The organism is Limnohabitans sp. 103DPR2 (assembly GCF_001412575.1).
Classification (GTDB): Bacteria; Pseudomonadota; Gammaproteobacteria; order Burkholderiales; family Burkholderiaceae_C; genus Limnohabitans_A.
Map to the genome: position 1 here is coordinate 887,333 of NZ_CP011834.1, position 12,155 is coordinate 899,487.

The 12,155-nt window shown below is 52.7% G+C and carries 15 protein-coding genes; 9 read left to right on the forward strand and 6 right to left on the reverse strand.

All coding sequences use genetic code 11. The annotated features are described in order from the left end of the window. Positions 1-2 precede the first annotated feature (2 nt). A complete protein-coding gene (gene kynB, locus L103DPR2_RS04335; protein WP_197274907.1) occupies positions 3-629 on the reverse strand; it encodes an arylformamidase in 627 nt (208 codons plus the stop codon). A gap of 107 nt (positions 630-736) precedes the next feature. Between kynB and modB the strand changes: the two genes are divergently transcribed. Both modB and modC read left to right on the forward strand, forming a co-directional pair. Next, positions 737-1,417: a molybdate ABC transporter permease subunit gene (modB, locus tag L103DPR2_RS04340; RefSeq protein WP_055359912.1), complete on the forward strand. Its 681-nt coding sequence runs from the start codon at positions 737-739 to the stop codon at positions 1,415-1,417. Between the two features lie 23 nt (positions 1,418-1,440). Continuing rightward, positions 1,441-2,511: a molybdenum ABC transporter ATP-binding protein gene (gene modC / locus L103DPR2_RS04345; RefSeq protein ID WP_231717680.1), complete on the forward strand. Its 1,071-nt coding sequence runs from the start codon at positions 1,441-1,443 to the stop codon at positions 2,509-2,511. 9 nt (positions 2,512-2,520) lie between these two features. Here modC and vapC read toward each other — a convergent pair whose 3' ends face one another. Together vapC and L103DPR2_RS04355 are read right to left on the reverse strand one after the other, a co-directional pair. Continuing rightward, complete coding sequence (gene vapC, locus L103DPR2_RS04350; protein WP_231717681.1) at positions 2,521-2,922, reverse strand: type II toxin-antitoxin system tRNA(fMet)-specific endonuclease VapC; 402 nt, start codon at positions 2,920-2,922, stop codon at positions 2,521-2,523. Then, a complete protein-coding gene (locus tag L103DPR2_RS04355) occupies positions 2,919-3,152 on the reverse strand; it encodes an antitoxin (RefSeq protein WP_055359915.1) in 234 nt (77 codons plus the stop codon). The genes vapC and L103DPR2_RS04355 overlap by 4 nt, the downstream gene beginning before the upstream one ends. 207 nt (positions 3,153-3,359) lie before the next feature. On the opposite strand from L103DPR2_RS04355, the gene L103DPR2_RS04360 reads away from it, so the two are divergent. The 7 genes from L103DPR2_RS04360 to L103DPR2_RS14360 all read left to right on the forward strand — a co-directional run bounded on the left by L103DPR2_RS04360 (position 3,360) and on the right by L103DPR2_RS14360 (position 9,352). Beyond that, the gene (locus L103DPR2_RS04360) at positions 3,360-4,376 is read left to right on the forward strand and encodes a sulfate ABC transporter substrate-binding protein (RefSeq protein WP_055359916.1); all 1,017 of its coding nucleotides are present in this window, start codon (positions 3,360-3,362) and stop codon (positions 4,374-4,376) included. 153 nt (positions 4,377-4,529) lie between these two features. After that, positions 4,530-5,522 carry a sulfate ABC transporter substrate-binding protein gene (locus L103DPR2_RS04365; protein ID WP_082466854.1) on the forward strand — a complete coding sequence of 331 codons (993 nt, stop codon included), beginning with the start codon at positions 4,530-4,532 and terminating at the stop codon, positions 5,520-5,522. Positions 5,523-5,525: 3 nt separating this feature from the next. Further along, a complete protein-coding gene (gene cysT, locus L103DPR2_RS04370) occupies positions 5,526-6,392 on the forward strand; it encodes a sulfate ABC transporter permease subunit CysT (protein WP_055359917.1) in 867 nt (288 codons plus the stop codon). Then, the gene (gene cysW, locus L103DPR2_RS04375) at positions 6,389-7,303 is read left to right on the forward strand and encodes a sulfate ABC transporter permease subunit CysW (protein ID WP_055359918.1); all 915 of its coding nucleotides are present in this window, start codon (positions 6,389-6,391) and stop codon (positions 7,301-7,303) included. The genes cysT and cysW overlap by 4 nt, the downstream gene beginning before the upstream one ends. Positions 7,304-7,324: 21 nt before the next feature. Beyond that, positions 7,325-8,410 carry a sulfate/molybdate ABC transporter ATP-binding protein gene (locus L103DPR2_RS04380; protein ID WP_055359919.1) on the forward strand — a complete coding sequence of 362 codons (1,086 nt, stop codon included), beginning with the start codon at positions 7,325-7,327 and terminating at the stop codon, positions 8,408-8,410. Between the two features lie 17 nt (positions 8,411-8,427). After that, entirely contained in the window at positions 8,428-9,111 is a 684-nt protein-coding gene (gene ypfH / locus L103DPR2_RS04385) for an esterase (protein WP_055359920.1), read from the forward strand. A gap of 67 nt (positions 9,112-9,178) precedes the next feature. Continuing rightward, positions 9,179-9,352 (forward strand): hypothetical protein, encoded by a 174-nt coding sequence (locus L103DPR2_RS14360; RefSeq protein ID WP_197274908.1) that lies wholly within the window; start codon positions 9,179-9,181, stop codon positions 9,350-9,352. On the opposite strand, the gene L103DPR2_RS04390 is transcribed toward L103DPR2_RS14360, so the two are convergent. The 3 genes from L103DPR2_RS04390 to L103DPR2_RS04400 form a co-directional block, all read right to left on the reverse strand. After that, entirely contained in the window at positions 9,349-9,948 is a 600-nt protein-coding gene (locus tag L103DPR2_RS04390; protein WP_055359921.1) for a response regulator transcription factor, read from the reverse strand. The genes L103DPR2_RS14360 and L103DPR2_RS04390 overlap by 4 nt on opposite strands. A gap of 131 nt (positions 9,949-10,079) precedes the next feature. After that, positions 10,080-11,417 carry a tryptophan--tRNA ligase gene (locus tag L103DPR2_RS04395; protein WP_055359922.1) on the reverse strand — a complete coding sequence of 446 codons (1,338 nt, stop codon included), beginning with the start codon at positions 11,415-11,417 and terminating at the stop codon, positions 10,080-10,082. A gap of 45 nt (positions 11,418-11,462) precedes the next feature. Continuing rightward, the gene (locus tag L103DPR2_RS04400) at positions 11,463-12,119 is read right to left on the reverse strand and encodes a site-2 protease family protein (protein WP_055359923.1); all 657 of its coding nucleotides are present in this window, start codon (positions 12,117-12,119) and stop codon (positions 11,463-11,465) included. Positions 12,120-12,155: the final 36 nt, after the last annotated feature.

Below are 12,155 nucleotides of genomic sequence, written 5' to 3' on the forward strand. Positions count from 1 at the left end.
GTTCAAAGTTCTCGAAGGATGGCGCGAACGGGACTTGCGTCTGCGCTCATGAGTTTCAGGGGCAGGGCGATCAATTCGTAGTCGCCTTGTTCGATGTGATCGAGTTGCAAGTTTTCCAAGACACGCATGTTGCGCTGTCGGATCACTTGGTGGCTGTCCAACGTCTTGCTGTCGGCTGGATCGATGCTGGCGCTGTCGATGCCAATCAGTTTCACACCGAGGTCTGCCAAGGCATGCAGCGTCTCGGGTGCGAATGCCGTGAGCTGCTTGTCAAATTGGTGTGTCGGAAATGTTGTGTAAGTTCTCACCACAATTCGATCGGGGGCATTGCCCAGTTGATGAGATAAATGCTGCATCGTGATCAGCGGCCCAACGCCAATGGCGTGAATCACTCTGCAAGGCCCTATGAAGGTCTGTAAATCGACTTGGCCAATGGCTGCGCCTTCAGGGTCGTAGTGCAAAGGCGCATCGGCGTGTGCGCCCACGTGGGGTGACAAGGTAATGGCGCTGACGTTGACAGGGCAATCTGCCGCAATTTGGGCAGACCATTTCAAATGGAAAGGCGTGTCGCCCGGAAAGACCGGGCTGCTTGCATCAATGGGTGGGGAAATGTCCCAAATTTTTTTCATGAGGCGCAAAGATAGCGCCCTCAGGAATTTGTGGTGTCGGTTATATCCAACAGATGCAAAATTTCTCACATCCAAGGGCTTAGGGACTTCGTCGTAAACTTGCACGCATGAATTTGTCACCCGAATCTTGGCAAGCCATTCAATTGACCTTGGCACTGGCCACATCAACCACGGTGTTGTTGTTGGTTTTGGCGACGCCATTGGCTTGGTGGTTGTCGCAAACGCAATCTGCGTGGCGAGCACCCATTCATGCGCTGGTCACTTTGCCCTTGGTTTTGCCGCCGTCCGTTCTGGGTTTTTATTTGCTGATTGCGATGGGACCTCAAGCACCCTTGGGGCAATTCACGCAGGCCATGGGTTGGGGTGTGCTTTCGTTCACCTTCACTGGTCTGTTGATCGGTTCCATCTTGTTTTCATTGCCTTTTGCCGTGCAGCCTTTGCAGCACGCTTTTGACGCCATAGGACCCAGGCCGATGGAAGTTGCGGCCACTTTGCGCGCCAGTCCATTGGATGCTTTCTTCTCCGTGGCATTGCCCATGGCCAAACCCGGCATGTTGACAGCTGCTATTTTGAGCTTTGCCCACACCGTGGGAGAGTTTGGTGTGGTGTTGATGATTGGCGGCAACATTCCTGGCAAGACACGTGTGGTGTCGACAGAAATTTATGGGCATGTGGAGGCCATGGACTATGCACAAGCGCATGTGTTGGCAGCGGGCATGTTGGTCTTTTCGTTTTTGGTGCTCTTGGCTTTGGCTTTGATGAACCGACGTCAAAGGCAGGTGGTATGAGCAACCTGCATCTCAAGATCAAGATGAGTCGTCCAGTTTTTGAGATGAACCTCGACCTGCAATTGCCTGGGTTGGGCATTACCGCTATTTTTGGTCCTTCTGGCTCAGGTAAAACAACATTGCTTCGTGCGGTGGCTGGCTTGGAAAAGAATCAAGTGGGTCGCATTCAAATCGGTTCGCAAGTTTGGCAAGACACGCAGCAAGGCATCGACTTGCCAACCTGGCAACGCCCCTTGGGCTATGTGTTTCAAGAATCAAGTTTGTTGCCACACCTCAACGTGACAGACAACTTGAATTTCGGTTTGAAACGCGCAGTGAAGTCCTCAGGCAACGCGCAGTCAGATGCAGCCATGGCGCTGAAAGCCTCTATTGAACTCTTGGGCATTGGCAGTTTGTTGCAGCGCATGCCCGATCAGCTTTCAGGTGGTGAGCGTCAACGCGTGGCCATTGCCAGAGCCATCGCGATGAAGCCGAAATTGCTGTTGATGGACGAGCCCTTGGCGTCATTGGACGCTGCGCGTCGGCAAGAGATTTTTCCTTGGCTGACAAAGCTGCGTGATGAACTCAAGATGCCCATGTTGTATGTCACGCATTCAACAGAAGAAGTCACTCGCTTGGCCGATCATTTGGTGGTGTTGGATCAAGGGCAAGTCAAAGCGCAAGGTCCTGTGGGATCGGTCCTCACCCAGGTCGTCAATCCAGTGGTTGTGGGTGAAGATGCTGGCGCGCTGATTGAAGGATGCATCGGCGCAGTGGATACACAGTGGCATTTGTCGCGTGTCGATTTCGAGGGCGGTTGCGTTTGGATGCGCGATGCAGGGTTGCCTGTTGGTAAAGCTGTGCGCATTCGCATCTTGGCGCGTGACGTCAGTTTGGCCACCACCGAGCCGCAAAACACCAGCATTCAAAACCAACTGCGTGGCCACATTCAAAGCATCACGCCCGATGTGCATCCTTCTCAGGTGATGGTGGTTTTGAAGTGTGGTGCCGAAGAGGTATTGGCGCGCGTCACAAAGCGTGCGGTGGACGAACTCAGCTTGCAGGTGGGCCAGCCAGTGTGGGCGCAAGTGAAGTCTGTGGCCTTGGTAGCTTGAACAGTTTTTTTAAATCGCCTCAAACCAGTTTTCAAGTTTGAGTTTGGGTACGCGTGCAAACTCTTTTAAGTTGTTGGTCACCAATGTGCCGTCAATGCTCAGTGCATGTGCTGCGATCAAGGTGTCCATTGCGCCAATGGTCAAGCCTTGTTTTTCCAATGAGGCTCTGAGATCTGCATAGAACCAGAGACACTGACTGTCAAACGGAAGGACCTGCAATGGCGCCAAAAACAGGTCAAGCGCTTTTCGATTCTTGACAGAACCTGATTTGGCGACGCCATAAGCTAATTCTGAAGCGGCAATACTGCTAATACCGACTTCGCCAGCTTTGTACTTGCTGAATCTTTCGAGTACGTTTGGGGGGCGATTGTTGATGATGTAGATGCACGTGTTTGTGTCTAGCAAAATCACAATAAAACCTCAGGGCGAATTTGATGTTCGGGTTGTTGCCGCTCAATTTTGAAGCCTGATTCGAAAGCGTTCAATGCTGCTTCAATCGTGACCCAGGGATCTTCGATCGGCATCAATAAAACGCCTTCACCCACACGTTTGATAACAACTTCTTTGGCGTTGAATCGGTATTCCTTTGGAAGGCGAACAGCCTGACTGCGACCCGTTTGAAATATTTTGGCAGTGTCCATGTTGGCTCCGTTGCATGGTTAATTTGATATATACCAATGATATGCATCATATGCCACATCCTTGAGAATAGGCCATGCATCTGCTTGCCTTTTGAAAGTTATATGTTATCTGGTAATTAACAACTGATAAATAAGTAGTTTCGGTTTTAAGAAAAGACTTTCAGAATTCATTCATCTTATTTTTTAGATGTATTTCTGAGGTCTTCCATGAAAACAAATCTTCGATTCATTAGCCGCCTTTTCAGCGCATTGATCTTGGCCAGTGCGGGTGTCTCCACCTTGGCTTCTGCCCAAGCTGTCAGCTTGTTGAACGTCTCCTACGACCCCACCCGTGAGTTGTATGTCGAGTTCAACGCTGCGTTTGCCAAACACTGGAAAGTGAAAACCGGCCAAGATGTCACCATCAAGCAGTCACATGGCGGTTCAGGCAAACAAGCCCGCTCCGTGATCGACGGCATTGATGCCGATGTGGTCACCTTGGCCTTGGCGGGCGACATTGACGCTTTGAACAAACAAGCCAAGTTGATTCCCGCTGATTGGCAAAAGCGCTTGCCCCACAACTCATCACCCTATACCTCGACCATTGTGTTGGTTGTGCGTGAAGGCAATCCCAAAGGCATCAAAGATTGGGATGACTTGATCAAGCCAGGCATCAGCGTGATCACGCCTAACCCTAAAACTTCGGGTGGCGCTCGCTGGAACTATTTGGCTGCATGGGAATTTGCCAAGCGCAAATACGGCAGCGAAGCCAAGGCCAAAGAGTTTGTGCAGAAGCTCTACAAAAACGTACCCGTGTTGGACACTGGTGCGCGTGGTTCTTCCGTCACCTTTGCACAACGCAACCAAGGCGATGTGTTCCTCTCGTGGGAAAACGAAGCGTACTTGTTGGAAAAAGAATTCAGCAGCAAAGTGGACGTGGTCTATCCTTCCATCAGCATCTTGGCGGAGCCGCCCGTGACGGTGGTCGACAAAACAGTTGACCGCAAAGGCACACGCGCTGCGGCGGAAGCCTACTTGCAGTACCTCTATACCGATGAAGGTCAAGACATTGCTGGCAAAAACTTTTACCGCCCCATTTCTGCCAAGGCACAAGCGAAGTATTCAAAGCAATTGCCCAAGATTCCTTTGTTCACCATTGAGCAAGCCTTTGGCGGTTGGGAGAAAGCCGACAAAGATCACTTTGCCGACGGTGGCAGCTTTGATCAGATTTATCTGAAGAAGTAAGGGGCTACTTACCAAGGAGTTGCTTTGCTGCGAAGACTTTAGCCGCTCAATTGGGCATTATATGCCTTAAGCGTATAAACAAACAACAAATGATTCGTTTGAGTTTTGAGGATGGACTTGGACAATCACACCCTTACTCATTTGAGACCCACCATGAACAAGATCAAAACCATTGCCGCCGCCACCTTGCTGGCCATCTCTGGCCTCAACGTATCAGCCCAAACTTTGCTGAATGCCTCTTATGACGTGGCCCGCGAGTTTTACAAAGACTACAACGCCGCCTTCATTGCCAATTACAAAAAGACCACTGGCAAAGATGTCAAGATTGACCAGGCCCATGGCGGTTCCAGTGCACAAGCTCGCGCGGTGAATGACGGTTTGGACGCCGACGTGGTCACCATGAACACCACCACCGACATCGACTTTTTGGCCGGTAAAGGCATTGTGGCTGCCGATTGGAACAAGCGTTTTCCACACGCGGCATCGCCCACCAGCTCCACCATGTTGTTTCTCACACGCAATGGCAATCCCAAGAACATCAAAGACTGGGACGATTTGATCAAGCCTGGTATTCAGGTGATTGTGGTCAACCCCAAAACAGGTGGCAATGGCCGCATGGCTTATTTGGCAGCCTGGGGCTATGTGCGTAAAAAGGGTGGCAGCGAAGCCGATGCTGCAGCTTTCGTGGCTAAGCTCTACAAAAACGTGCCTGTGTTGGCCAAAGGTGGTCGTGATGCCACCACCATCTTCTTGCAACGCAATATTGGCGATGTGCTCGTGACTTTTGAGTCCGAGGTCATCTCTGTCGACAACGAGTTTGGCGCTGGCAAAGTAGATGCGGTGCACCCTTCCATCAGCATCGTGGCTGAAAACCCAGTCGCTGTGGTGGAGCGTACCGTTGCAAAGAAAGGCACTGGCGATTTGGCCAAGGCCTATTTGAACTACCTCTACTCCGATGAAGCGCAAGAGATTGCCGCTAAGCATGCCTTGCGCCCCACCAATCCCGCCATCTTGAAAAAATACAGCAAGACCTTCAAGCCTTTGCAGTTGTTCACCGTGAACGAAGTGTTTGGCTCTTTCGCTGAAGCACAAAAAGTGCACTTCAACGATGGCGGTCAGTTCGACAAGCTGTACACCGTTAAGTAATTCATGCTGTCTCGTTCCGCTGCGGCGGCGCCTGCTAAGCGCAGAGCGCCGGCCCGGGTTTTGCCCGGTTTCAACATCACCTTGGGGTACACCTTGATGTACCTTTGCTTGATTGTGCTCATTCCTTTGTCGGCCCTGGTGTTCAAAACGTTCACACTCACGTGGGATCAGTTTTGGGCAGCCGTCACAGGCCCTCGCGTGATGGCGTCTTATCGCCTCACCTTTGGAGCCTCTTTGATCGCGGCATTGGTCAATGTGGTGTTTGGTTTGTTGGTGGCGTGGGTGTTGGTGCGCTATCAGTTCTTTGGCAAGAAAGTGGTCGACGCCTTGGTCGATTTGCCATTTGCTTTGCCCACTGCGGTGGCAGGTATTTCACTGACCGCTTTACTGGCAGGCAATGGTTGGGTGGGGCAGTATCTGGAACCCATGGGCATTCAGTTGGCCTTCAACCCCAACGGCATTGTGATTGCACTCATTTTCATTGGCTTGCCGTTTGTGGTGCGCACTGTGCAGCCCGTACTTGAAGATGCTGAAAAAGAATTGGAAGAAGCGGCCACTTGCTTAGGGGCCTCGCGTTGGCAAACTTTCAGCAAGGTCATTTTTCCTTCCATTGCGCCGGCATTGCTTACAGGTTTTGCCATGGCCTTTGCACGGGGCATGGGCGAGTATGGCTCGGTCATTTTCATTGCGGGCAACATGCCCATGATTTCTGAAATCACACCCCTCATCATCATTGGCAAGTTGGAGCAATACGACTACGCGGGTGCCACTGCAGTGGCCACTGTGATGTTGGTCATCTCGTTCATCTTGCTACTGATCATCAATGGCTTGCAAGCTTGGCAGCGCCGTCACACAGGAGCGCCTGCATGAGCACGAATCTCATTCGCCGCGCAGAAGCCGGCACCACAGAGTCTGCGTGGGTGCGCTACACCCTCATTGGCATCACGCTGATCTTCTTGTTTTTGTTTTTGGTATTGCCACTGGCTGCAGTCTTTGCTGAAGCACTGCGCAAAGGCTTTGATGCGTATTGGGAAGCGCTCAAAGAACCCGATGCCTGGTCTGCCATTCGCCTCACGCTCATCACAGCTTTGATTGCCGTGCCTCTCAATTTGGTGTTTGGCATTGCCGCAGCATGGTGCATTGCCAAGTACGAGTTCAAAGGTAAATCTGTTCTCACCACCTTGGTGGACTTGCCATTCTCAGTGTCCCCAGTGGTGGCAGGCTTGGTGTACGTGCTGATGTTTGGCGCACAAGGCTGGTTCGGTCCTTGGCTGCAAGAACACGATGTCAAAATTATTTTTGCTGTGCCTGGCATTGTGTTGGCAACGGTGTTTGTCACGTTCCCTTTCATTGCGCGCGAGTTGATTCCGCTCATGCAAGCGCAAGGCAACGAAGAAGAGCAGGCGGCCATTGTGTTGGGTGCCACAGGCTGGCAAACCTTTTGGTATGTCACCTTGCCCAACATCAAGTGGGGTTTGATCTACGGCGTCATTTTGTGCAACGCGCGCGCTATGGGCGAGTTTGGTGCAGTGTCGGTGGTGTCGGGTCACATTCGTGGGCAGACCAACACCATGCCTTTGCATGTTGAAATTTTGTACAACGAATACCAATCGGTGGCGGCCTTTGCGGTGGCGTCTTTGTTGGCCCTGCTGGCGCTGGTCACCTTGGTGATCAAGTCGGTGGCCGAGTGGCGCCACGAACGCGAGATGAAAGCCATTCGCGATTTACCGCCAGAAAACGCCAATGCAGCGCCTGTGGGCGCCTCAGTGAAAGCAGCTTGAAGGCTGAAAGAAAGTATCCCCATGAGCATCGAAATCAGAAACGTTCACAAACAGTTTGGCGATTTTCACGCACTGCGTGATGTCAGCCTCGACATTGACTCTGGCGAGTTGGTCGCTTTGTTGGGACCTTCAGGTTGCGGCAAAACAACCTTGCTGCGCATCATTGCTGGTTTAGAAACAGCTGACACGGGCAGCATTGCTTTCAGCGGTGAAGACACCACGCACGTGCATGTGCGCGAGCGCCAAGTGGGCTTTGTGTTCCAGCACTACGCCTTGTTCCGCCACATGACCGTGTTTGAAAACGTGGCCTTTGGCCTGCGCATGAAGCCGCGCAGTGTGCGTCCGTCAGAAGCCGTCATCAAACAAAAGGTGCACGACTTGCTGGGCTTGGTGCAACTCGATTGGTTGGCTGATCGTTACCCTTCACAACTCTCGGGTGGTCAGCGGCAACGGATTGCGTTGGCACGTGCTTTGGCCGTAGAACCCAAGGTGTTGTTGCTCGACGAACCCTTTGGTGCGCTGGATGCCAAGGTGCGCAAAGAATTGCGCCGTTGGTTGCGCCGCTTGCACGACGATTTGCATGTCACCAGTATTTTTGTAACGCACGACCAAGAAGAGGCTTTGGAAGTGGCCGATCGAGTGGTGCTCATGAACAGCGGCCGCGTAGAGCAAATTGGCTCCCCCCAACAAGTGTGGGACCATCCTGCCAGCCCCTTTGTGTATGGCTTTTTGGGTGATGTTAACTTGTTCCATGGTCGCGCCCACGAAGGTGAAATGCTGATAGGCGGCGACAACGCTGTCAGCCTCAACAGCCCCGAGCATCAGTACGTGCAAGACAGCAAAGCGTTTGCCTATGTGCGCCCTCATGACATTGAAGTCAAGCGCTACAGCAATGGCGATGCAGGCATCAAAGCCAAGCTGACCCGCGCCATCGTGGTAGGCCCCATTGCGCGCTTAGAGTTTGAGCCCGTGGACCATCATGAATTTGCCAAAGACACCGTCATTGAAGCCCAACTGTCTGCGCACTTGTTTGCCGAGCAGCAATACAAAGAAGGCGAAACTTTGGTTCTCACACCTCGCAAGGCACGCATCTTTGTTGAGAGCTGATCAGGCAAAATAGGGGCATGACTCAAGACATCGTCGTTCAAGCCCCCGCGCAAGCTGCGCAACTGTTCTTGCTGTTCCATGGTTATGGCGCAGACGCACAAGACATGCAGCCTTTGGCCAAACGATTTGCAGATGAATTTCCGCAAGCCTGTGTGGTGTGCGTGCAGGCCACTGACCCTGCAGAGGCTGGTTTTGGTTGGCAGTGGTTTCCGCTTCAAGGTGTGACCGAAGAAAACCGCCCTCAACGGGTGAACGATGCCATGCTTGGTTTTGTATCACTCATTCGCGCATGGCAACAACGCGCAGGTGTAAGCCATGAAGCCACAGCTTTGGTTGGCTTCTCTCAAGGCGGCATCATGTCCTTGGCCGCCAGTTTGCAAGAGCCTCAATTGTGCGGTCGCGTGATGGGCTTTGGCAGTCGATTTGTCACTTTGCCAACGCATGCGCCAGAAACCGTCACCTACCATTTGTTCCACGGCAAATCAGACAACGTGATTCATTACGGCTACGCGGTCAGTGCGGCTGAGCACTTGGTGGCCATTGAGGCCGATGTCACGGCCGATGTGTTGCCCTACATTGGGCATGAAATTCATCCCAACATGATGGACTTGGCCATTGAGCGTCTCACCACGCACTTGCCCAAGCGTTTTTACAAACAAGTTCACGAAGCCGATCCGGGTGACTCACCTGTACGTCACTGAGCCCCGTAAAATTACGCCCAACCATTTCAGTCACCCTCAGGGTGTCGTACCTCAAGAGATCTTTGTCATGAAATTTGCAACTGCTTGCGCCGCTCTGATGACCTGCCTGTTACTGCAGGGATGTGCTGTGGTTGCTGTGGCCGATGTGGTGGCCTCGACCGTCATTTACACCGGTAAAACGGTGATCAATGTGCTTGACGCTGTCACCCCCGACATCGTCAACAAGAAGAAAAAAGATTAAATACCGAGCCAGCCGTTGGTGCGCGCAAAGTACAAAGCTTGCGTGCGGCTGTTTACACCCAAGCGTCGGAACAAACGCCAAAAGTGAACCTTGACAGTGTGCTCGCTGATGGCCAGTTTGTCGGCAATGTCGCGGTTGCTCAGTCCTTGGTCCAGCATCAAAATCAATTGCTTCTGACGCTTTGACAGCTTGGTCGGAGCGGCGGCATTGGCAGCGGCCTCCGCTTCTTCAGGGGTGGGCAAGAAAGTGCGCAGACCTTCGATGATGGTGTTGGGTGGGCTGGCTTTTTCTAAAAACAAATTGGCGCCTGCCTCTAAGCAAGCTGCTTCGCACTCGCTGGCTTCCGAGCCGGTCACAATGACCAAAGGCACATTGGGAAATTTGGCCTTCACAGCATGCACGCCCGACAAGCCCAAGGTGTCGGGCAGTTTCAAATCGAGACAGAACAACTCTGGCTCGCCTTGGCGTTCAACCGTGGACTCCAAACTGCTGAGTTTGTGAACGGACACCACCTTCAAACCGGGGCGAACCCGCTGAACCAACATGGTGAGGGCATCGCGCATCAGCGGGTGGTCGTCAATCACGTAAACGGTCATGGTGTGCTCAAGAATGAAACTTAAAGTATGAGCGTATCAGCAAAGCCTGCAACAAATCAAGCAACTTTTGCGTAATTTGAACACTTATTGCAGATTTAACAGATTCCAAACCACACCTGCTGGCGCAAGCGTCAAGACTTGGCTTTGGCCTTTTCGGCCAATTCGGCGCGCAAAGTGGCCAAGGCTTCTGCCACAAGCGCTGCGCTGACACCTTCACCGAAAGTGACTTGTGCGCCCAAGGCTGCCAATGCTTTGGCGTCGTCTTGTTGCAATTGCGCAATGGCCATGCCTGCGTCTTTGGGGGAGCCAAAACCCAAGCTTTGCAACAACACACGGCCTTGTGAGTCGACCAGTTTGAAATAAAACTGACTGTCTTGTTCACGGTATTGTTTGAAGGCGGGGCTGGCCGCGCGCGCTGTTTTGGCATGGCCTTGCGAGCTTGCCGCGCTGGCCAAGGAGCGCAAGCCCACGGCGTGTCGCAACTCTTTGATGAACGGGGTGGCCAACTCACGTGCTTTGGCCGCGCCTTTGTGCAAAATGGCATCGACCGTGGCGGGGTTGTTGATCAGCTCTTCGTATTTGGCACGCATGGGCGCAACTTCGCGGTCAATGCGTTCAAACAACATTTGTTTGGCATCACCCCAGCCAATGCCATCGGCATAGGCCTTGGCCAAGCTGGCAGTTTCTTCGGCGCTGGCAAAGGCTTGGTAAATTTGAAACAAGGCCGAGCCTTCGGTGTCTTTGGCTTCGCCAGGTGCGCGTGAATCGGTCACGATGCCAGAAATCAATTTCTTGAGCTGCGCACTCGACGAAAACAAAGGAATGGTGTTGTCGTAGCTTTTGCTCATCTTGCGGCCGTCCAAGCCTGGCAACAAGGCCACAGACTCTTCAATGACTGCTTCGGGCAACACCAAGTGCTCACCATACAAATGGTTGAAGCTAGACGCCATGTCGCGCGCCATTTCAATGTGTTGAATTTGATCGCGGCCCACAGGTACTTTGTGCGCCTTGAACATCAAAATGTCGGCGCCCATCAGCACGGGGTACATGAACAAACCCGCAGTGACGTCGGCATCAGGATCGTTGCCAGCCAAGTTGTTTTTGTCGACAGACGCTTTGTAGGCGTGTGCACGGTTCAACATGCCTTTGCCTGTGACGCAGGTCAGAAACCATGTGAGTTCGGGAATTTCGGGAATGTCGGACTGGCGATAGAACATCACGCCATCAGGGTCCAAGCCGGCTGCAATCCAGCTGGCGGCAATTTCCAATGTAGAACGTTGAATGCGCGCTGGATCATCGCATTTGATCAAGGCGTGGTAGTCGGCCAAAAAGTAAAAGCCTTGTGTGGTCGGATTGCGACTGGCTTGCACTGTGGGGCGAATGGCGCCCACATAGTTGCCCAAGTGCGGCGTGCCTGTGGTGGTGATGCCGGTAAGAACGCGAGTGCGTTGGGAGTGGTTGGTCGTCATGGCAATGGATGCTTCAAGAAGAGGGCTTTAAGGGCTTTAAGGTCTTTAAGTCAGAGATTTCAAAATCAGTTCGATCAGTCCAAACGTGGTGTTCATCACCGGGTCGAGCCACAGGTGATTGACCACACCTGTGATGGCCAAGGCCATCACAATGAAAAAACCATAAGGCTCGATGCGCGAGAATTGATAGGCCTGGCGCCAAGGCAACAAGCCCACCACGATGCGGCCACCATCCAAGGGTGGCAGGGGGAACAAGTTGAAGGCAAACATCACCACGTTGCTCAGCACGCCGGCTTTGCACATGGCCAAGAAGAATTTTTCGGTAACGCCAAAGTCGGTGTAGACCACATACAGCAGGGCCCACATGATGGATTGAATCAAATTGGCCCCCGGCCCTGCCAAGGCCACCCAAATCATGTCGCGTTTGGGATGACGCAAATTGCCAAAGTTGACCGGCACGGGCTTGGCGTAGCCAAACAACAAGGCGCCGCTGGTGCTGAAGTAAAGCAGCAAGGGCAACAAGATGGTGCCGACCCAATGGATGTGCGCAAAGGGATTGAGCGTGACGCGTCCCATCATGTAAGCCGTGCGGTCGCCAAAGTATTTGGCGGCATAGCCGTGCGCAGCCTCATGCAAGGTGATTGCAAAGATCACGGGCAGGGCATAGACCGAAACGGTTTGGATGAGGTTAGAGGTGTCCACAGAGCGATTGTCTCAAAGAGTTGGCTTGGTTTTGGG

Coding starts and splice junctions, on each gene's coding strand:
- kynB (WP_197274907.1), bottom strand. CDS start 629: ATGAAAAAAATTTGGGACATTTCCCCACCCATTGATGCAAGCAGCCCG.
- modB (WP_055359912.1), top strand. CDS start 737: ATGAATTTGTCACCCGAATCTTGGCAAGCCATTCAATTGACCTTGGCA.
- modC (WP_231717680.1), top strand. CDS start 1,441: ATGAGTCGTCCAGTTTTTGAGATGAACCTCGACCTGCAATTGCCTGGG.
- L103DPR2_RS04355 (WP_055359915.1), bottom strand. CDS start 3,152: ATGGACACTGCCAAAATATTTCAAACGGGTCGCAGTCAGGCTGTTCGC.
- L103DPR2_RS04360 (WP_055359916.1), top strand. CDS start 3,360: ATGAAAACAAATCTTCGATTCATTAGCCGCCTTTTCAGCGCATTGATC.
- L103DPR2_RS04365 (WP_082466854.1), top strand. CDS start 4,530: ATGAACAAGATCAAAACCATTGCCGCCGCCACCTTGCTGGCCATCTCT.
- cysT (WP_055359917.1), top strand. CDS start 5,526: ATGCTGTCTCGTTCCGCTGCGGCGGCGCCTGCTAAGCGCAGAGCGCCG.
- cysW (WP_055359918.1), top strand. CDS start 6,389: ATGAGCACGAATCTCATTCGCCGCGCAGAAGCCGGCACCACAGAGTCT.
- L103DPR2_RS04380 (WP_055359919.1), top strand. CDS start 7,325: ATGAGCATCGAAATCAGAAACGTTCACAAACAGTTTGGCGATTTTCAC.
- ypfH (WP_055359920.1), top strand. CDS start 8,428: ATGACTCAAGACATCGTCGTTCAAGCCCCCGCGCAAGCTGCGCAACTG.
- L103DPR2_RS14360 (WP_197274908.1), top strand. CDS start 9,179: ATGAAATTTGCAACTGCTTGCGCCGCTCTGATGACCTGCCTGTTACTG.
- L103DPR2_RS04390 (WP_055359921.1), bottom strand. CDS start 9,948: ATGACCGTTTACGTGATTGACGACCACCCGCTGATGCGCGATGCCCTC.
- L103DPR2_RS04395 (WP_055359922.1), bottom strand. CDS start 11,417: ATGACGACCAACCACTCCCAACGCACTCGCGTTCTTACCGGCATCACC.